Origin of the sequence: Brevibacterium casei CIP 102111 (assembly GCF_900169275.1) — a bacterium.
Lineage (GTDB): Bacteria > Actinomycetota > Actinomycetes > Actinomycetales > Brevibacteriaceae > Brevibacterium > Brevibacterium casei.
In genome coordinates this window covers 26905-45888 of record NZ_FXZC01000003.1, presented here as the reverse complement: position 1 = coordinate 45888, position 18984 = coordinate 26905, and the positions used below count along the sequence as shown (strand labels likewise).

Here is an 18984-nt window from a genome sequence, read left to right as displayed (position 1 = left end):
CATGGCAATCGGTTCGAAGAACCTGTCCATGGACGCGCTTGACGGTTTCGACAACGAGCGTCTGGCAGAGGAGCTCAAGAAGGCCAAGGCCGAGCTGTTCAATCTGCGTTTCCAGTCGGCCACCGGCCAGCTGGAGAGCCACGGCCGCCTCAAGGCTGTGCGTCGCGACATCGCTCGTATCTACACCGTGCTCAACGAGCGGGAGCTGGACATCCGTCCGAACCCCGCTGATGCGAAGGAAGAGGACAAGTGATGGCGGAGACCACCAAGCCCGAGGCGACGACCCCCGAGCGCAACTCCCGCAAGACTGCGCGTGGCTACGTCGTGTCCGACAAGATGGACAAGACCATCGTCGTCGAGGTCGAGGAGCGCATGAAGCACCGCCTCTACGGCAAGGTCATGCGCAAGTCGGTCAAGATCAAGGCTCATGACGAGGAGAACACCGCCGGTATCGGCGACCTCGTCGTCGTGGCCGAAACGCGGCCGGTCTCGGCCGCGAAGCGCTGGCGGCTCGTCGAGATCGTCGAACGAGCCAAGTAAAGCCGGCATCGCCCCTCCCTCCTGGTCCCGCCCATGGTCTCGTCCGCGAGACCATGGGCGGCTACCGGGAACGGGGTGAGTATGTCAATGAATCCGTTCCGCAAGGCTCGCAGCACCATCGTGAGAACCAGCGCGACGACAGGAGAAAACAGTGATTCAGCAAGAGTCGCGACTCAAAGTCGCCGACAACACCGGAGCCAAGGAGATCCTGGCCATCAGGATCCTCGGCGGTTCCGGTCGGCGCTACGCCTCGATCGGTGACACCATCGTGGCCACCGTCAAAGACGCAATCCCCGGCGGCAATGTGAAGAAGGGTGACGTCGTCAAGGCCGTCATCGTCCGCACCGCCAAGGAACGCCGTCGTCCGGACGGCTCCTACATCAAGTTCGACGAGAATGCAGCAGTCATCCTCAAGAACGATGGGGAACCGCGCGGCACCCGCATCTTCGGACCCGTGGGACGCGAATTGCGTGACAAGAAGTTCATGAAGATCGTCTCCCTGGCACCGGAGGTGTTGTGAGCATGGCGAACAAGCTCAAGATCAAGAAGGGCGACCTCGTCCAGGTGATCGCAGGTGCCCGTCAGTCGCGCGGCGGCGACCGGGGGAAGCAGGGCAAGGTCCTTGCCGTCTACCCCGAGCGCAACCGCGTCCTCGTCGAGGGCGTCAACCGCGTGATCAAGCACAAGAAGGCAACCCAGACTCAGGCCGGCGGCACCGCCGGTGGCCGTGAGACGCACGAAGCCCCCATCCATGTGTCCAACGTGGCGCTCGTTGATCCCAAGGACAACAAGCCGACCCGCGTCGGATACCGCGAGGAGAAGGTCGAGCGGGACGGTCGCACCAAGACCGTTCGCGTCCGCTACTCGCGTCGCACCGGGGAGGAGATCTGATGACGGAGACAAGCACGAACCGTCCGGCGCCGCGCCTCAAGCAGGTCTACCGCGATGAGATCGTCGGTAAGCTCCAGGACGAATTCGACTACGCGAACCCGATGCAGGTTCCCGGCCTGACCAAGGTCGTCGTGAACATGGGTGTGGGTGACGCTGCGCGTGACTCGAAGCTCATCGAAGGTGCGATCAACGACCTCACCCTCATCACCGGCCAGAAGCCGGTCGTGACCCGGGCGAAGAAGTCGATCGCCCAGTTCAAGCTGCGCGAGGGCCAGCCCATCGGTGCGCACGTGACCATGCGCGGCGCCCGCATGTGGGAGTTCGTCGACCGTGTCATCTCCCTGGCGCTTCCGCGCATCCGCGACTTCCGCGGACTCTCGGACCGTCAGTTCGACGGCAACGGCAACTACACCTTCGGTCTCACGGAGCAGTCGATGTTCCACGAGATCGACCAGGATCGCATCGATCGCGTCCGCGGTATGGACATCACCGTCGTCACGACCGCCAAGACCGACGATGAGGGACGTGCTCTGCTGCGTCACCTCGGGTTCCCGTTCAAGACCAAATGATCTCTACGTTGCAGGTCCAAGCGCGCACGTCGCGGGCGGAAACCGTAACGAGGAAGGGCATGAGCCCACAATGACAATGACTGATCCAGTCGCAGACATGCTCACGCGTCTGCGCAACGCCAACTCGGCTTACCACGAGGACGTCAGCATGCCGTTCTCGAAGCTGAAGTCGAACATCGCCGAGATCCTCAAGGAGGAAGGCTACATCACCGGGTGGAGCGTCGAAGACGCGACCGTCGGGAAGACCCTTCGCCTCGATCTCAAGTTCGGCCCCAACCGTGAGCGTTCGATCGCCGGCCTCCGCCGTGTGTCGAAGCCCGGGCTGCGCGTCTACGCGAAGTCGACCAACCTGCCGAAGGTCCTCGGTGGACTCGGCATCGCCATCCTGTCGACGTCCTCAGGTCTCCTGACCGATCGACAGGCCGCCAAGAAGGGTGTGGGTGGGGAAGTCCTCGCCTACGTCTGGTAAGGAAAGGAGAGAAGAGCATGTCACGCATTGGCAAGAACCCGATCTCCGTTCCCTCTGGTGTCGAGGTGAAGATCGACGGCCAGGATGTCGCCGTCAAGGGACCCAAGGGCGAACTGTCCGTGACCATCGCCGAGCCGATCACCGTGTCGCTCGAGGATGGCGTCGTGACCGTGGCCCGTCCTGACGACGAGCGCGAATCGCGTTCGCTCCACGGACTGTCCCGCACCCTGATCAACAACATGATCATCGGTGTCACCGATGGCTACTCGAAGGGCCTCGAGATCGTCGGCACCGGCTACCGTGTGCAGGCGAAGGGATCGAACCTCGAGTTCGCTCTCGGCTACAGCCACTCGATCACCGTCGAACCGCCGGAGGGCATCTCGTTCACCGTCGAGGGGCAGAACAAGGTGGCCGTCCACGGCATCGACAAGCAGTTGGTCGGCGAGACCGCTGCGAACATCCGGAAGCTGCGCAAGCCTGAGCCGTACAAGGGCAAGGGTGTGCGCTACGCCGGCGAGAACGTCCGTCGCAAGGTCGGAAAGGCTGGTAAGTAGAGATGGCCTTTGGCAAGAAGGAAAGCTACGGCAAGGGCAGGGCAGCTGCTCGCAAGCGTCGTCACGCTCGTCTGCGCAAGCACGTCAGCGGCACGGCCGAGCGCCCGCGTCTCTCAGTGACCCGTTCCACGCGCCACGTCTTCGTCCAGGTCATCGACGACACCGTCGGCAAGACCCTGGCATCGGCGTCCACCATGGAAGCCGAGCTGCGCGCACTCGAAGCAGACAAGACCGGCAAGGCCCGCAAGGTCGGCGAGCTGGTTGCTCAGCGCGCCAAGGAAGCCGGCGTCGAGGCCGTCGTGTTCGACCGTGGAGGCAACGCCTACCACGGCCGAGTGCAGGCCATCGCCGAAGGTGCCCGTGAAGGAGGATTGGCCCTATGAGCACTGAAGAGAACAAGGAATCGCAGGAGACTGCGGAGAACCGCGGCGGCGACAGCCGCGGCGGTGACAACCGCGGCGGACGCGGCCAGGGTCGCGGACGCGGCGAAGGCCGTGGACGCGGCGGTCGCGGAGACCGCGAGGAGAAGAGCCAGTTCATCGAGCACGTCGTCACGATCAACCGCGTGTCGAAGGTCGTCAAGGGTGGACGTCGGTTCTCCTTCACCGCCCTCGTCGTCGTCGGTGACGGAGACGGCATGGTCGGCATGGGCTACGGCAAGGCGAAGGAAGTGCCCGCCGCGATCGCGAAGGGTGTCGAGGAGGCGAAGAAGAACTTCTTCCGCGTCCCCCGCATCCAGAAGACGATCCCTCACCCCGTCCAGGGTGAGGAAGCGGCAGGCGTCGTCCTGCTCCGCCCGGCCGCTCCGGGTACCGGCGTCATCGCCGGTGGTCCGGTCCGCGCCGTGCTCGATGCCGCCGGCGTCCAGGACATCCTGTCCAAGTCGCTGGGTTCGTCGAACGCGATCAACATCGTCCACGCTGCAATCAAGGCTCTGCAGAACCTTGAGCGTCCCGAGGAAGTCGCGGCCCGCCGCGGCCTGCCCGTCGACGAGGTCGCTCCGCACGCTCTCCTGCGTGCGGCCGCCGAAAGCGGGGCGAAGTCCTGATGGCGAAGCTCAAGGTTACTCAGAAGAAGTCCGAGATCGGCGGCAAGCAGAACCAGCGTGATTCGCTGCGTTCGCTCGGCCTCAAGCGGATCAACGATGTGGTGGTGCACGAGGATCGTCCGGAGATCCGGGGAATGATCAACGTCGTGCGTCACCTTGTGACTGTGGAAGAGGTGGACTGATATGGCGAACAACGACGCACTCAAGCTCCACGATCTCCGTCCGGCCCCGGGCGCCAAGACCGCGAAGACCCGTGTGGGTCGCGGTGAGGGCTCGAAGGGCAAGACCGCCGGACGCGGAACCAAGGGCACGAAGGCCCGCTACCAGGTTCCGCACGGCTTCGAGGGCGGCCAGACGCCGATGCACATGCGTCTGCCGAAGCTGCGTGGGTTCAAGAACCCCGCGAAGGTGACCTTCCAGGTCGTCAACCTCGACAAGCTGTCGGCACTGTTCCCGGAAGGCGGCGACGTCACCGTCGCCGATCTGGTCGCCAAGGGCGCTGTGCGCCCGAAGCAGCCGGTCAAGGTTCTGGGCACGGGCGAGATCACTGTGGCGATCAACATCACCGCAGACAAGTTCTCGGGCTCCGCGCTCGAGAAGATCAAGGCTGCGGGCGGCAACGCCACCGAGGCCTGATCCGTTCAGCGCCCTGCGCTGAGTCGGACCACGGCTGAGAGGGGACGGTCACTTCGGTGACCGTCCCCTTCGTCGTCCCTGCGCACCCAGCCACCGCCTCGGCGGGCGAGCGGGGACACCATCGCCGAGGCGGCACCCGGCACCCGCGGAGACCCCGGTCACGGCGGGGCGGGGAGAACGGCGAGAAACCGGGGGAGAGGGGCCCGTCCGGTTTCGGTCTGGACCCTCGACCCTGGTAGTCTTTTGCAGGTATTTGTCTCATTCGCCAGGTCGTGACAGCGACCCTGACTTCCATCCCCCACTGAGGAGGACGCTTGATCGGCGCAATTCGGAGGGCCTTCACCACGCCTGACCTGAGGAACAAACTCCTCTTCACCCTGGGCATCATCGTCATCTTCCGACTGGGCTCGTTCATCCCCTCGCCCGGCATCGACTACACGAAGGTCCAGGAGTGCGTGGCCTCCCCGCAGCTGAACTCCGGCGGGTTCGCGATGATCAACCTCTTCAGCGGCGGCGCCCTGCTCCAGCTGTCGATCTTCGCTCTCGGCATCATGCCCTACATCACGGCGAGCATCATCGTCCAGCTGCTGCGCGTCGTCATCCCGCGCTTCGAGGCCCTCCACAAGGAAGGCGCCTCCGGCCAGGCGAAGCTCACCCAGTACACGCGCTACCTCACGATCGGTCTCGCGGTCCTCAACTCGACGACACTGGTCGCCACCGTGGAGTCGGGTGCGCTCTTCGGCAACATCCAGGGCTGCACCGACCTCATCGTCAACAACGAATGGTGGGGTCTGGCGATCCTCGTCCTCACGCTCACGGCCGGCACCGGTCTGATCATGTGGCTCGGCGAGCAGATCACCGAGCACGGCGTCGGCAACGGCATGTCGATCCTCATCTTCACCTCCGTCGCCTCGGCGTTCCCCTCCTCGCTCGGGGCGATCCTCAGCGAGCAGGGCATCGACGTCTTCCTCATCGTCATCGCCGTCGGACTCGTCCTCGTCGCCCTCGTCGTCTTCGTCGAGCAGTCGCAGCGACGCATCCCCGTCCAGTACGCCAAGCGCATGGTCGGGCGCCGTATGTTCGGCGGCACGTCGACGTACATTCCGATCAAGGTCAACATGGCCGGCGTCATCCCGGTCATCTTCGCCTCCTCGGTCCTCTACCTGCCGAGCCTCATCGCTCAGTTCTTCGACCCGCAGACGGGCTGGGTCGAGTGGATCAACACGTACTTCACGCGCGGCGACCACCCGATCTACATCGCCGCCTACGCGGTGCTCGTCATCTTCTTCTCCTACTTCTACGTCGCGATCACCTTCAACCCGGAGGAAGTCGCGGACAACATGAAGAAGTACGGCGGCTTCATCCCCGGCATCCGCGCCGGCCGCCCCACCGCCGACTACCTGAGCTTCGTGCTCAGCCGGATCAACTTCCCCGGATCGCTCTACCTCGCGTTCGTCGCGCTCATCCCGCTCATCGCCCTGGTCCTCATCAACGCGAACCAGAACTTCCCGTTCGGCGGCACGTCGCTGCTCATCATCGTGGGAGTCGGCCTCGAGACGGTCAAGCAGATCGACGCCCAGATGCAGCAGCGCCACTACGAGGGCCTGCTGCGCTGATCCCGCGCCACCACGAGGGCCTCCGGCGCCGCACCGGCGTCGGTCACGGCCCTGGAAGCACAGACCGATCACGGTCTGGGAAGGACAGATATGAGTTCACGCATCATCCTCATCGGCCCGCCCGGAGCGGGCAAGGGCACCCAGGCGGCACGGCTGGCCGAGGCCCTGAGCATCCCTGCGATCTCCACCGGTGACATCTTCCGCGCCAACGTCAAGGGGGAGACGGAGCTCGGCAAGCTCGCCAAGCGCTACATGGATGCCGGGGAGTACGTCCCCGACGAGGTGACGAACAAGATGGTCGCCGATCGTCTCAGTCAGGACGACGCACGTGAGGGCTTCCTCCTCGACGGCTACCCGCGCACCGCTGCGCAGGTCGCCGAACTCGACCGGATGCTCGCCGAGGCGGGCACCGAGCTCTCCGGCGTCGTCGAGCTCACCGCCGACACCGACGAGGTCGTCGCCCGTCTGCTCGCGCGCGCGGAGAAGGAAGGGCGCAGCGACGACAGCGAGGACGTCATCCGCCACCGCCTCGACGTCTACGCCGAGCAGACCCAGCCGCTGACCGACATCTACCGCGAACGCGGGCTCCTGCGCGAGGTCGACGGCCTCGGCGAGGTCGCCGAGATCACCGACCGCATCCTCGCCGCCCTGCGATGATCTTCGGTCCGCGGATCGAGCTCAAGTCCCCCGCCGAGCTCGTGCGGATGCATCGGGCCGGCCTGGTCACCAGGGCGGCTCTCGATGCAGCCCGTGCGGCCGCGGTGCCGGGGGCCACGACCGCGGAGGTCGACGCGGCAGCCGAACGCGCGATCGCGGACGCCGGAGCGACGTCGAACTTCAAGGGCTATCAGGGGTTCCCCGCGGTCCTCTGCATCTCCGTCAACGAGGAGATCGTCCACGGGATCCCCGGGAAGCGTGTCCTGGAGCGCGGGGACCTCGTCTCCATCGACGGCGGGGCGATCGTCGGGGGATTCCACGGCGATTCCGCGTTCACGATGGTCGTCGGCGGGGACGACGCCGGCACCGAGGCGGACCGTGCCCTCTCCCGTGCCACTGAAGGCGCGATGTGGGCGGGCATCGCGGCGTTCGCGACGGGGACGAAGGTGAGCGACATCGGGGACGCCATCGACGACTACGTCACCGAGGCGGCGCCTGCGCTCGGCCTCGTCGAGGAGTTCACCGGGCACGGCATCGGCACGGCCATGCACATGGCACCCGAGGTGCTCAACTACCGGGCGAAGTCGAACGGCCCGAAGATCCGGCCCGGAATGTGCCTGGCCATCGAGCCGATGCTCACCGCCGGCAGCCCCGAGACTGTGACGCTCGCCGATGACTGGACCGTCGTCACGGCCGACGGTTCCCGGGCCAGCCACTGGGAGCACAGTGTCGCCCGGCACGCTGACGGGGTCTGGGTGCTCACCGCCGCCGACGGCGGTGCGGCCGGGCTCGCCCCGTTCGGGATCGTGCCGGTGCCGCCGGCTGGCAGCTAACGCCCGCCGACTGCTAGCGACCGCATGCGGCCGGCGCCTGAGGGCAACTGACGCCCGCCGGCAGCCGGCAGCCGGCCGTCGGCCGCCGTGACGGCGCGGTGCCGGGCAGGGTGAGGGGAGGTCGGGGAGGACCGGATCAGGCGGCCGCGTCGACTCGGGTCCGCTTGCCGGCGGCAGCGTAGCCGAGGTAGCTGGCGACGAAGACGCCGGAGAACGTCATCGCCCCGAGCGCGAACATCCACGCGGCGGTGTCGAGGATCCCGGCTCCGACGATCTGGAAGATCGCGAAGGCGAGGAACGTCGCGATTCCTCCGGCGATTGCGGCGGTCGTGCGGGCCTGGTGGTAGGTGCGCAGGGTCTGGGTGTGCTTCTCATCGTCCATGACTGACCTCTCTTCACATCGGCGCAGGTGGGGAAGCGTTCCGAGCAGGGGAACATCCCCGGATCCGCGGGGGCTGACTGCCTGCTCTCAAGGTACGATCAGGCTGTGGGCCGAGTCCAAGATGTCACGAAACGGAGCTCAGATGTGGGCGATCGCTACCGGCTGACCAGGATCACCTTCGACGTGATCTCCGTCTTCGGGTGTCTGCGCGCGAGCGCCGTGCCCGGTCCGATCATCGTGCGCATCCTCGCCGACCACGGGTATTCGGCCTCAAGCGTGCACAACCAGCTCACCCGCATGGTCCAGCGCGAGCTCGTCACCGCCGAGCGCCGAGGCCGGGTGACCCTCTACCGTCTGCGCGAACGTATCCTCTCCCAGTTCCACGACATCGGCGGAGAGCGGACGGCGCCGGAGTTCGACGGGCATTTCCACGCCGCGATCTACACGATCCCTGAGGCCTCCCGCCAGCTGCGCGACCGCTTCCAGTACTCGGCGCGGATGCTCGGGTACCGGCAGCTGCGGTCGGGTCTGCTCATCGGCTTCCACGACCATGCCCGTGCTCTCGTCGCGCAGCTGCCGGAGATGACCAACGGCGGCTGGTACGAGTTCACGCGCCTCGTCCCTGACGACCTCGAGTCCGCGAAGCGGCTGACGGCCATCGCCTTCGACCTCGACTGCGCGCGCACGGAGATCGAGTCCCTCGAGGCCGAACTCGCGCTCCTCGCCGGGGAACAGGGCAGACCCGGCACCGGGCTGCCGGAGCTGCCGATCGGCCGGTTCTTCGACCTCTACTTCCGGGTCGGTCGCGCGGTGATGGAGAATCCGCTGCTGCCTGTCGACCTCGTCGGCGAGGAGCAGCCGTCACAGCGGTTCCGGGCCGTCATGGACCGCTGCAACCTCGAGTACTACCTCCGCTACGACCAGCAGGTCCGGGAGGCTGCGGCGGAGAGCCCCTCCTATGACCTCGTCGACTGGCTGCCCGAGGGCTGATCCGGGCGGATCCCTCAGCCCTTCGTCGCGGCGGCGATGCGCTCGACCGCCTCGCGCAGGAGGGGGCGGGGGAGGGCGAAGTTGAGGCGCACGTGTCCGGCCCCGACCTCTCCGCACAGTCGGCCCTCGGTGAGCGCGACCTTCGCCGTCTCGGTGAAGTGCTTCGTGAGGTGGTCGTCGAAACCGTAGCCGCGCATGTCGAGCCACGCGAGATAGGTGCCCTCGGGAGGCAGGAAGGGGATGTCCGGCAGCTCCGCCGTGAGGAGTTCGGTGAGGAGGTCGCGGTTGCCGGCCAGGTATCCGGTGATCTTCGCGAGCCACTCACCGCCGCGGGTGTAGGCGGCCGTCGTCGCAAGAATCCCGGGATTCGACGCCGCCTGGGAGACGAACAGTCCGCGTCGCTTCCACTCGGCCCGGTCCTCGGATGAGGTGAGGATGAGCTGGGCGCACTTGAGCCCGGGGATGTTGAAGGCCTTCGAGGCGGCGGTCGCCGTGACCGTGTGGGCGGCGGTGGTCTCGCTCAGACTCGCGTAGGGGACGTGGCGCGCCGGTTCATAGACGAGCGGTGCGTGGATCTCGTCGGAGAACACACGGGCACCGTTGGCTTCGACCACATCGGCCAGCGCTGTGAGTTCGGACTCCGTGTAGACCTTGCCGATGGGATTGTGCGGGTTGCACAGGACGAGGGTGGCACCGGGGCTCAGCGCGGCGTCGATGGCCTCGAGGTCGACCGACCATCCGGTCGCGGTGCGCAGCATCGGCACTTCGATGAGCTCGCGACCGGTCACCCTGGCGACGTCGAAGAACGGCATGTACGCGGGGGTGGGGAGGACGATCGGCGTCCCTGCGGGGGTGAGGAGGTCGAGGACGGCGATGAACGCGGCGATGACGTCGCTCGCCGGTTCGACGTGCGCGGCGGGGAACCGCCAGCCGTAGCGTTCGGCGCAGAAGTCGGCCGTCGCCTCTCGGAGATCGGCGACGATCTGTGCGGGCGCATAGCCGTAGAGGTCGCGGTCGTCGATCTCCGTCAGCGCCTCCCGGACGACGGGAGCGACCCCGAAGTCCATCTCCGCGATGAACGCACCGAGGCTGCCGGGGTAGGTCGACCACTTCCGCCCGCCCTTCGCGACGAGCGATTCCTCGGTGATGGCGTCCAGATCGTCCATGGTCCCTGCTCTCCCCTCGATGATGGCGACCTCACTCACGCTAGCAGTCGACCCACCGGCCGCGATCGTCCGTCCGACATGCTCCGTCACAGCCGCGACCGCCTCGGCGAGAGCCCGGCAACTGTGACCACGGTCACGAAACGATAACGAAAAACTTGAAAACTTCCTGACCGTTATCTGTGCGTTACGATGACGAGCATGACCCGAATCACATTGAGAGGGTCTTCGCGTGTCCTGGGAGCGTCGATCATCGGCGCTTCTCTGCTGTTCGCGGGGGCTCTGCCCGCCGCGGCCGCCGGTCCCGCGGAGTCACCCGCAGAGTCCATCCAGAAGCCCGCAGCCGACGAAGCGACAGACGTCGACGAGCTCGAGATCGTCCTCGGCACCGACGCCGAGGTGACCGCCTCGACCTCGCTCGTCATCCCCGTCACCGTCCGCGCCTCCGATGCAGCGACGACGCTGCGCATCGTCCACTCGGCGAACAACGAACCCGTCGCCGGCACTGACGTCGTCGTCCCCGCCGGATCCGGCACCGTCGAGACCGAACTCGACGGATCGGGACTGACCCCCGGCACCTACATCGTCAAGTCGGACGACGGGCTGAAGACGAGCGAGGACTTCACGGTCGTCGCTGACGAGACCGCAGCACCGACACCGACCGACGACCCGACGCAGACTCCGACCGAGTCACCCAGTCCGAGCGGCGAGCCGACGGAAGAGCCCAGCGAGGACGCGACCACAGCACCGGCGGCGGGTGAACTCGACGAGTACTACCCGCAGCTGGCGAAGGAGCTCTTCCGCCAGGACGACGGCACCTACCGCATCCCCGACCCGAAGGGCGGCGGCAAGGGCGCGGGCAATATCCCCGCGGGCCTGAAGAAGTACTACAACCAGAAGGTCGACCTCAGCGCCGAGAACTGCGGCAAGCTCGGCTACCCCGACTACACCGAGCGCATCGGACGCACCCCGGTCTGCGGCTACCTCATCGCTCCCATCGACGCGAAGGATCCTGCCGCCGGCAACGTCGCGATCGCGATGATGAAGGTCCCCTCCGGCAAGATGGTCGACGGGAAGTTCGTCAAGTCCACACCGCAGGGCACCGTCGCCTGGAACCCGGGCGGACCGGGCGGTTCGGGCATGACGCTCGGCGTCGCCGGTGCACTCTTCGAACCCGACCTCGCAGCGAACTTCGACCTCGTCGGCTTCGACCCGCGTGGCACGGGCGGCTCGATGCCCTTCTCCCAGTGCTCGACCGATGAGCAGATCGACGCCGACCGCGCCGAGGACGCGTGGGCCGGTGACCGCGAGGACGCCGAGGACATCCTCAACGACCAGGCGGAGCGGTTCGCCGGTGACTGCATCGAGAACACCGGCAAGCTCTTCGACCTCGGTGAGGGAGGCCAGGAGAACCTCATGAAGCACCTGGGGACGTGGGACGCCGTCGGCGACCTCGACCTCATCCGTTCGACGAGCGGCGACGACAAGCTCGACTTCATCGGCTTCTCCTACGGGACCCGGCTCGGGTACGTCTATGCGCAGAAGTTCGGCGACAGCGTCGGCCGGCTCGTCCTCGACGGCGCCGTCGACCCCGGCAACGTCTCCGCGTACAAGGCTCTCAAGGACATCAACAAGGACCCCCAGGCCTACCTCGACGCCGACGGCAAGCTCGTGAGCAAGGCCGACGCCGAAGAGGACGCCGACGACTCGGTCAAGCAGATCGCCGGCTTCCAGGACACCTTCGAACAGTTCGCGCTCGACTGCTCGGCCAAGGGCACCGAGGGCAGGACGTGGGGCGAGACCTACCCGAACCTCGAGTACCCTGACCGGCTCGCCGACCTCAAGGACGCACCGTTCACCTGCGCCCTCGGCGACGGGATCACCGACAGGGCGGAGCTGACCACGGCCGTGCAGGGGATCCTCCGCTCCCTCGAAGGCAAACCGCTGCCGGCGGGATCCGAGGGCGATGACCGCGAGGTCACCTTCGGCGATGCCCGCACCGGCGTCATCCAGGCCCTCTACTCCGAGGACCTCTGGGCGCAGCTCGCGCTCGGGCTCACCGAACTCAAGGCCGGAGAGACCGCCGGGGTGCTCATGACGCTCGCCGATTCATACAACTCCCGCGACGAGACCGGCCACTACGACCCGATGCTCCAGGCGTTCACGAACATCCGCTGCACGGATGAGAACAGCTACGGGAACAAGCCGGACATCGAGGAGCTGCGCGACCTGGCCAAGCGCTACGACGAAGCCGGACCGTTCCAGGCGGCGTCGGTCTCGCCGGGCGTCTACGACTACTGCGACTTCTGGAAGTTCAAGGGCACCCTGCCCAAGCCGGAGAAGCTCACCGCGGTGCCGAACATCCTCGTCGTCTCGACCTCCCACGACTCGGCGACCCCGTACGCCTCGGGCGTCAAGCTCGCCCGCACGATCGACGGCAGCCTGCTCTCGGTCTCCGGTGCCTCGCACACCTCGTACATGTCGCGGGACGAGAACAAGGCGTGCACGGACCAGACGGTCAACGAGTTCCTCTCCGCAGGCACACTGCCCAAGGTCGGGGACTTCGGACCCAAGCTGCCGACACCGGACACCGCGGTCGATGACCGCGGGGAGACGATCACCCTGCCCAACCGGTGCCGGATGGACACGTTCCGCGCCGACGACTTCTCGCTTGAGAAGGAGAAGGTCGCGGCAGGGGAGAGCGTCATCGCCTCGGTCAAGCACCAGGCCTCGGAAGCCGACTACACCGTCGCCTTCGAGACCGGAGGCACGCTCGGCACGCTGACGACCGACAACGGCGGAAACGCCGTGAGCAAGGTCGTCGTCCCGAAGAAGGCGAAGCCGGGCACCTACGTCGTCCAGCTCCTCGACGCGAAGGGCAAGACCGTGGCGAACACGACGCTCACCGTCGTCGGCGACGACGACGGCAAGGGCGGCAAGGGCTCCGACGGAGGCAAGGACTCCGGCGGCGGCAACGGCTCCGGTGGTGGCGATGACGAGAACCCGAAGGGCGGCGGGGACGCCCCCGGCGCGGGCAGCGGCGGATCCGGCAGCGGATCCGGCGGAAGCCTCCCGCGCACCGGTGCCGACATCTGGCCCCTGCTCGCGGGAGCGCTCGCCCTGCTCACCGCCGGTGGAGTCGTCTACCGGATGACGCGCGGAAAGGGCGCGAAGCACTGAGCTCGGGCCGGGCTCGGCTGCCCTGACCGTCGGGCCTGACACCCCCGGTCGAGCACTGCAGGCGGCCGGGAGCGGATCTCACCACCGTTCCCGGCCGCCTCGGCGTCTGCGGTTCTCGGCTAGCATCGATGCGGACCGAGGATATGAGGAGGGGAACGTGGCGAGCACGTTCGTGCGCAATCAGTGGGCGCTGTGTCTGGCGCAGCTCTTCGCCGGCATCGGCGTGGCCACCGGGTTCGCCGTCGGCGGCATCCTCGCCGAACAGCTCACCGGTCGCACCGAACTCGCCGGGTTCGCGCAGACGGCCTCGATCCTCGGCGCAGGACTGCTCGCTCTGCCGCTCGCGCGTCTCGCGCAGGTGCGCAATCGCCGCTGGGCGCTCGCCGTCGGCTATGGACTCGCCCTCACCGGAGCGCTCCTCATCGTCGTGGCCATCCTCGCGGGCATCGCCCTGCTGTTCTTCGTCGGTATGGGCTTCTTCGGGTCCGCGACCGCCTCGGGCCTGCAGAGCCGGTACGCGGCCACCGACTCCGCGCCTGAGCAGCTCAAGGGTCGAGCGATGTCGATCGTCGTGTGGGCGACGACCGTCGGGTCGGTCCTCGGACCCAACCTCGCCGAACCCGGTGCCCGGCTCGGGCGCTCGCTCGGCATCGACCCCTTCGCCGGTCCCTTCCTCATCGCCGTCGGCGGATACCTCCTCTCCTTCGTCTGCGTCCTCTTCCTCCGGACCCCGCGCTCCGATCGACCCGGCGTCGGGGCGGACCGGATCGTCGCCGCCCCGACGGCCCCTCGCCGAGGCGGCACCTGGGCGGCCGTGCGCCGATCCCCGGGTGCGCTCCTCGGTCTCCTCTCCGTCGTCAGCGGGCACATGATCATGGTCGTGACGATGGTGATGACCCCGGTCCACATGGACCATCACGGGTTCGGCCTCGGGCTCATCGGCGTGACGATCGCCGGGCACATCTTCGGCATGTACGGACTCTCTCCGGTCTTCGGCTACCTCACCGACCGGTTCGCTCCCGGACGCGTCATCCTCCTCGGGCAGGTGCTCTTCGCCGCCGCGCTCATCCTCGGCTTCATCGACGCGGCAGGCGAGTCCTCCTTCGTCCGGCTCTCCCTCGCGCTCTTCCTCCTCGGACTCGGGTGGTCGGCGTGCCTCATCGCCGGCTCGACCCTGCTCACCCAGGAGATCGACCCGGCGCATCGGATCCCCGTGCAGGGACTCTCGGATGCGGGGATGAACCTCGGAGCGGCCGCGGTCGCCGCACTCGCCGGTCCGCTGCTCTCACTCGGCGGCTTCGCATGGGTCACCGTGCTCGGCTTCCTCGTCCTCGCCGTCGCCGTGGCCATGGGGATCCGCACCGGCTACGGGGCACGCGCCCGCGGGTGAGTGCCCCGCCCCGGCGAGGGACTCGGGGCCGGACGACGGTCGGGCAGGGCCGCCTCGGCGGGGGAGCGGGGTGTGCGGAACGGACGGGGACATCGCTTCGGGGCACCGCCTCGGCGGGGTGACGGGGTGTGAGGAACGGACGTGACGCCGATCCGGCGGGCCGCCTCGGCGAGGGGAGCCGGGATTGTAGGGGAAGTCACGCGCGGAATCCAGGACCGCCTGGAAGATCTTCGGATCGTGGTGTAGAGTAGATGATTGGTCTGTTCTCACTCAACTCATCCATTCACGGTTGTGGGCGGCGTCACGCCATCCACAGCCTTTCATGTGGTGGGGGAGGGCCGGAGCAGTCTGTGGGGATCGTCGGTGCCGACCGACGATCGACGATTACGTCGAACGCGAAGGTTTCGCGGGAATACGAGGTTAGCGAACGATATGGCCAAAAAAGAAGGGGTCATTGAGATCGAGGGCACCGTTGTCGAAGCTCTCCCGAACGCATCGTTCCGGGTCGAGCTGAGCAACGGGCACAAGGTGCTCGCGCACATCTCAGGGAAGATGCGGCAGCACTACATCCGAATCCTGCCCGAGGACCGAGTCATCGTGGAGCTGTCTCCTTACGATCTCTCGCGTGGACGAATCGTTTACCGCTACAAGTAAGGATCTTCGATCATTCGCGCCGGATTCCCTGGGAAGGGAGACCGGCCGAGAGAAGGAAAAACGATGAAGGTTAAGCCCAGCGTCAAGAAGATCTGCGAGAAGTGCCAGGTGACCCGCCGTCACGGTCGAGTCATGGTGATCTGCTCCAACCCGCGCCACAAGCAGCGTCAGGGCTGAGCAGCTCTTCGAGCAGAGGGAGCCCCGATACGGGGCTGCCAGCAGCACCACACCCACGCAGACCTCGCCCCCTGCGCATGCCGGACCGGCCTGAGCAGGACGATACCTTCGGTCGGGGGCCGAGGACCTCAGGTCACTGAGGACAGGTCTGCATCAGCACCTCCGAAACATCAACAGGAGTAAGAACCTATGGCACGTCTTGCCGGAGTCGACATCCCGCGCGAAAAGCGCGTGGAGGTCGCCCTGACATACATCTATGGTGTGGGCCGCACGCGTGCGCGCCAGACCCTGACGGAAACCGGGATCAACCCCGACACCCGTGTGAAGGACCTGAGCGACGCCGAGCTCGTTCAGCTGCGTGACTACATCGAGGGCACGTTCCAGGTCGAGGGTGACCTCCGTCGTGAGGTCGCCGCCGACATCCGCCGCAAGGTGGAGATCGGCAGCTACGAAGGCCTGCGCCACCGCCGCGGTCTCCCGGTTCGCGGACAGCGGACCAAGACCAATGCGCGCACCCGCAAGGGGCCGAAGCGCACCGTGGCCGGTAAGAAGAAGTAACATGCTCACCCGGTTGACCGGCGTCAACCACCTCGATCAGGAGTAAAACCTATGCCTCCCAAGTCACGCGCCGCTTCAGCGCGCAAGCCTCGCCGCAAGATCAAGAAGAATATCGTTGCCGGCCAGGCGCACATCAAGTCCACCTTCAACAACACCATCGTGTCGATCACCGATCCGACCGGTGCTGTCATCTCCTGGGCCTCCTCCGGTGAGGTCGGCTTCAAGGGCTCGCGCAAGTCGACGCCCTACGCCGCTCAGATGGCTGCGGAATCCGCCGCCCGCCGCGCGCAGGAACACGGCCTGAAGAAGGTCGACGTCTTCGTCAAGGGACCGGGCTCGGGCCGCGAGACCGCGATCCGCTCTCTGCAGGCCGCCGGCCTGGAACTGGGCACCATCCAGGATGTCACCCCGGTTCCGTTCAACGGCTGCCGTCCGCCCAAGCGCCGCCGCGGCTGACCCTTTCCGTGGAACTGCCGCAGGCGACGGGCCGTTTTGTGCCCGCCGCCTGAGGCAGAACGGATTCATCGCATAAACCGAACCGTTCTTCATGGCCGACTGCCATGACGTGCAGTGCGAACGTCATATAGCGGATGTTCGCTGAAAGGAAGCCCACGTGCTCATTGCACAGCGCCCAACACTCACGGAAGAAGTCGTCTCCGACAACCGCTCCAGGTTCGCCATCGAGCCGCTCGAGCCCGGATTCGGCTACACCCTCGGCAACTCGCTTCGTCGCACCCTGCTGTCGTCGATTCCGGGAGCCGCCGTCACCTCCATCCGGATCGACGGCGTCCTCCACGAGTTCAGCACCGTCCCGGGAGTGAAGGAGGATGTCACCGAATTCATCCTCAACCTCAAGTCCCTGGTCGTGTCGTCTGAATTCGACGAGCCTGTCGTTGCGTACCTGCGCAAGCAGGGCCCTGGCACCGTGACCGCTGCCGATGTCTCGGCTCCCGCCGGAGTCGAGATCCACAACCCGGACCTGCACATCGCCACGCTCAATGGCGAAGGCCGTCTGGACATGGAGCTCACCATCGAACGCGGACGCGGCTACGTGTCGAGCGCCCAGAACAAGAACGCCGATGCCGAGATCGGCCGGATCCCGGTCGACTCGATCTACTCGCCCGTTCTCAAGGTCACCTACAAGGTCGAGGCCACTCGTGTCGAGCAGCGCACCGACTTCGATCGCCTCGTGCTCGATGTCGAGACCAAGCCGTCGATGACCCCGCGCGACGCCATCGCGTCGGCAGGCAAGACGCTGGTCGAGCTGTTCGGCCTGGCACGCGAGCTCAACGTCGAAGCCGAGGGCATCGAGATCGGCCCGTCGCCGGTCGACGCCGCTCTCGCCGCCGACCTGGCGCTTGCCATCGAGGACCTCGATCTGACCGTGCGCTCCTACAACTGCCTCAAGCGTGAGGGCATCCACACCGTCGGCGAGCTCGTCGCCCGCAGCGAAGCCGACCTCATGGATATCCGCAACTTTGGTTCGAAGTCGATCGACGAGGTCAAGGCCAAGCTCAACGAGCTCGGACTCAGCCTCAAGGACAGTCCTGCCGGGTTCGAATCCGGTCTCGCGGAAGAGGACCAGTCCTACGTCGAAGACGAACAGTACTGATCAAGACCTAGGAGTTTTCCACTATGCCTACCCCAACGAAGGGCCCCCGCCTCGGCGGTTCGCCCACCCACGAGCGCCTCATGCTCAACAACCTGGCAGCGCAGCTCTTCGAGCACAAGCGCATCACGACGACCGTGACGAAGGCCAAGCGCCTCCGTCCGGTGGCCGAGCGCCTCATCACCGCTGCGAAGAAGGGCGACCTCGCCGCCCGTCGTCGCGTGCTCGCCCAGATCGCCGACAAGTCGATCGTCCACGAGCTCTTCACGACGATCGCCGAGACCATGGCCGAGCGTCCGGGCGGATACACCCGCATCACGAAGATCGGTCCGCGCAACGGCGACAACGCTCCGATGGCCGTCATCGAACTCGTCCTCGAGCCCTACTCGCCGAAGCAGGCCACGGTGAAGGAGGCCGAGCAGGCCACCGCGACCGCCGCTGCCGCCTCGACTGACTCCTCCGGCTCCTCCGACGAGAAGGTCGTCTCCGACGACGTCACCGTCACCGAGGATGCCGATGGCGACGTCGTCGTCGACGAGGTCAAGGTCACCGAGGATGCCGAAGGCAACGTCGAGGTCGACGAGACCGTCGAGACCGTCGACCCCGAGGCCGGCAAGGACAAGTGATCGCCGCCTCTCTGTGAGGCCGCGCCTGATTGTGAGGCACTGCCTCGCTGAGAGGCCGATCCGTTCCTGACACCGCAGGCGGGCACCCACGCACGGGTGCCCGCCTGCAGTGCATTCACGGGGTGGGAGTTGGGGAGGGTGCGGTGTTCGGGGAGGGGGCCGTGTCGCCTGCGCTCGATCCACGCGGGGCGCGAGGCAGCGACGGTTGGCGCGGCCGGGCGTGCTCATTCCACGCCTGGTCGGTTTTCTACGGGTTCGACGAACTAGCCTGCGCTCGAACCACGCGCAGCTCGAAATCCGCGTCGCCCCGGACGCGGATTTCCGCGCAACTGTGGAGCGAGCGACGAGGTCTCCGCGAGGCCACCCTCGCTACACGCGAACGCCGCACTCCACGCGAACGTCGAATGCACGACGGCCCCCCACTCCGCGGGGGAGTGACGGG

25 protein-coding genes are annotated in these 18984 nt (G+C 66.7%); 23 read left to right on the top strand and 2 right to left on the bottom strand.

Going from position 1 to position 18984, the window contains the following annotated elements; translation table 11 throughout:
• The first annotated feature begins 1 nt into the window (after nt 1).
• The 14 genes from rpmC to map all read left to right on the top strand — a co-directional run bounded on the left by rpmC (nt 2) and on the right by map (nt 7813).
• On the top strand, nt 2-253 hold the full coding sequence (rpmC, locus tag BC102111_RS07170) for a 50S ribosomal protein L29 (RefSeq protein WP_009379201.1): 252 nt from the start codon (nt 2-4) through the stop codon (nt 251-253).
• On the top strand, nt 253-540 hold the full coding sequence (gene rpsQ / locus BC102111_RS07165; protein ID WP_009379203.1) for a 30S ribosomal protein S17: 288 nt from the start codon (nt 253-255) through the stop codon (nt 538-540). The genes rpmC and rpsQ overlap by 1 nt, the downstream gene beginning before the upstream one ends.
• Before the next feature lie 151 nt (nt 541-691).
• Nucleotides 692-1060, top strand: a complete 369-nt coding sequence (gene rplN, locus BC102111_RS07160) for a 50S ribosomal protein L14 (protein ID WP_009379205.1) — start codon at nt 692-694, stop codon at nt 1058-1060.
• A gap of 2 nt (nt 1061-1062) precedes the next feature.
• Nucleotides 1063-1431, top strand: a complete 369-nt coding sequence (rplX, locus tag BC102111_RS07155; protein ID WP_009379207.1) for a 50S ribosomal protein L24 — start codon at nt 1063-1065, stop codon at nt 1429-1431.
• Nucleotides 1431-2000, top strand: a complete 570-nt coding sequence (gene rplE / locus BC102111_RS07150) for a 50S ribosomal protein L5 (RefSeq protein ID WP_009379209.1) — start codon at nt 1431-1433, stop codon at nt 1998-2000. The genes rplX and rplE overlap by 1 nt, the downstream gene beginning before the upstream one ends.
• 70 nt (nt 2001-2070) lie before the next feature.
• Nucleotides 2071-2469: a 30S ribosomal protein S8 gene (gene rpsH, locus BC102111_RS07145; protein WP_009379210.1), complete on the top strand. Its 399-nt coding sequence runs from the start codon at nt 2071-2073 to the stop codon at nt 2467-2469.
• Between the two features lie 17 nt (nt 2470-2486).
• Entirely contained in the window at nt 2487-3023 is a 537-nt protein-coding gene (rplF, locus tag BC102111_RS07140) for a 50S ribosomal protein L6 (protein WP_009379212.1), read from the top strand.
• Between the two features lie 2 nt (nt 3024-3025).
• Complete coding sequence (gene rplR, locus BC102111_RS07135) at nt 3026-3406, top strand: 50S ribosomal protein L18 (protein WP_009379213.1); 381 nt, start codon at nt 3026-3028, stop codon at nt 3404-3406.
• Nucleotides 3403-4071: a 30S ribosomal protein S5 gene (rpsE, locus tag BC102111_RS07130; protein ID WP_063249168.1), complete on the top strand. Its 669-nt coding sequence runs from the start codon at nt 3403-3405 to the stop codon at nt 4069-4071. The genes rplR and rpsE overlap by 4 nt, the downstream gene beginning before the upstream one ends.
• Nucleotides 4071-4253, top strand: coding sequence for a 50S ribosomal protein L30 (gene rpmD / locus BC102111_RS07125; protein WP_009379218.1), 183 nt, complete (start codon nt 4071-4073; stop codon nt 4251-4253). The genes rpsE and rpmD overlap by 1 nt, the downstream gene beginning before the upstream one ends.
• Nucleotide 4254: 1 nt before the next feature.
• Nucleotides 4255-4707, top strand: a complete 453-nt coding sequence (gene rplO / locus BC102111_RS07120; RefSeq protein WP_009379220.1) for a 50S ribosomal protein L15 — start codon at nt 4255-4257, stop codon at nt 4705-4707.
• Nucleotides 4708-5021: 314 nt separating this feature from the next.
• A complete protein-coding gene (gene secY, locus BC102111_RS07115; protein ID WP_009379221.1) occupies nt 5022-6323 on the top strand; it encodes a preprotein translocase subunit SecY in 1302 nt (433 codons plus the stop codon).
• A 90-nt stretch (nt 6324-6413) separates the two neighbouring features.
• On the top strand, nt 6414-6980 hold the full coding sequence (locus BC102111_RS07110) for an adenylate kinase (RefSeq protein WP_009379223.1): 567 nt from the start codon (nt 6414-6416) through the stop codon (nt 6978-6980).
• Nucleotides 6977-7813 (top strand): type I methionyl aminopeptidase, encoded by an 837-nt coding sequence (gene map / locus BC102111_RS07105; protein WP_101623922.1) that lies wholly within the window; start codon nt 6977-6979, stop codon nt 7811-7813. Before BC102111_RS07110 ends, map begins: the two co-directional genes overlap by 4 nt.
• A gap of 136 nt (nt 7814-7949) precedes the next feature.
• On the opposite strand, the gene BC102111_RS07100 is transcribed toward map, so the two are convergent.
• Nucleotides 7950-8195: a hypothetical protein gene (locus tag BC102111_RS07100; protein ID WP_009379229.1), complete on the bottom strand. Its 246-nt coding sequence runs from the start codon at nt 8193-8195 to the stop codon at nt 7950-7952.
• A gap of 144 nt (nt 8196-8339) precedes the next feature.
• Here BC102111_RS07100 and BC102111_RS07095 point away from each other — a divergent pair, with 144 nt between their 5' ends.
• Nucleotides 8340-9185, top strand: a complete 846-nt coding sequence (locus BC102111_RS07095; protein ID WP_101623921.1) for a PaaX family transcriptional regulator — start codon at nt 8340-8342, stop codon at nt 9183-9185.
• Between the two features lie 14 nt (nt 9186-9199).
• On the opposite strand, the gene BC102111_RS07090 is transcribed toward BC102111_RS07095, so the two are convergent.
• A complete protein-coding gene (locus tag BC102111_RS07090; protein ID WP_101623920.1) occupies nt 9200-10351 on the bottom strand; it encodes a MalY/PatB family protein in 1152 nt (383 codons plus the stop codon).
• Between the two features lie 198 nt (nt 10352-10549).
• On the opposite strand from BC102111_RS07090, the gene BC102111_RS07085 reads away from it, so the two are divergent.
• The 8 genes from BC102111_RS07085 to rplQ all read left to right on the top strand — a co-directional run bounded on the left by BC102111_RS07085 (nt 10550) and on the right by rplQ (nt 18542).
• Nucleotides 10550-13528: an alpha/beta fold hydrolase gene (locus tag BC102111_RS07085; RefSeq protein ID WP_101623919.1), complete on the top strand. Its 2979-nt coding sequence runs from the start codon at nt 10550-10552 to the stop codon at nt 13526-13528.
• A gap of 157 nt (nt 13529-13685) precedes the next feature.
• Nucleotides 13686-14918 (top strand): MFS transporter, encoded by a 1233-nt coding sequence (locus BC102111_RS07080; RefSeq protein WP_101623918.1) that lies wholly within the window; start codon nt 13686-13688, stop codon nt 14916-14918.
• A 432-nt stretch (nt 14919-15350) separates the two neighbouring features.
• Nucleotides 15351-15572 carry a translation initiation factor IF-1 gene (gene infA, locus BC102111_RS07075; protein WP_009379245.1) on the top strand — a complete coding sequence of 74 codons (222 nt, stop codon included), beginning with the start codon at nt 15351-15353 and terminating at the stop codon, nt 15570-15572.
• A gap of 63 nt (nt 15573-15635) precedes the next feature.
• On the top strand, nt 15636-15749 hold the full coding sequence (gene rpmJ / locus BC102111_RS07070; RefSeq protein ID WP_009379247.1) for a 50S ribosomal protein L36: 114 nt from the start codon (nt 15636-15638) through the stop codon (nt 15747-15749).
• A 189-nt stretch (nt 15750-15938) separates the two neighbouring features.
• Nucleotides 15939-16307, top strand: a complete 369-nt coding sequence (gene rpsM / locus BC102111_RS07065) for a 30S ribosomal protein S13 (RefSeq protein ID WP_009379249.1) — start codon at nt 15939-15941, stop codon at nt 16305-16307.
• 51 nt (nt 16308-16358) lie between these two features.
• Entirely contained in the window at nt 16359-16763 is a 405-nt protein-coding gene (gene rpsK, locus BC102111_RS07060; RefSeq protein WP_009379251.1) for a 30S ribosomal protein S11, read from the top strand.
• A gap of 157 nt (nt 16764-16920) precedes the next feature.
• Nucleotides 16921-17919, top strand: coding sequence for a DNA-directed RNA polymerase subunit alpha (locus tag BC102111_RS07055; RefSeq protein ID WP_009379253.1), 999 nt, complete (start codon nt 16921-16923; stop codon nt 17917-17919).
• Between the two features lie 23 nt (nt 17920-17942).
• Nucleotides 17943-18542 (top strand): 50S ribosomal protein L17, encoded by a 600-nt coding sequence (gene rplQ / locus BC102111_RS07050; protein WP_101623917.1) that lies wholly within the window; start codon nt 17943-17945, stop codon nt 18540-18542.
• Nucleotides 18543-18984: the final 442 nt, after the last annotated feature.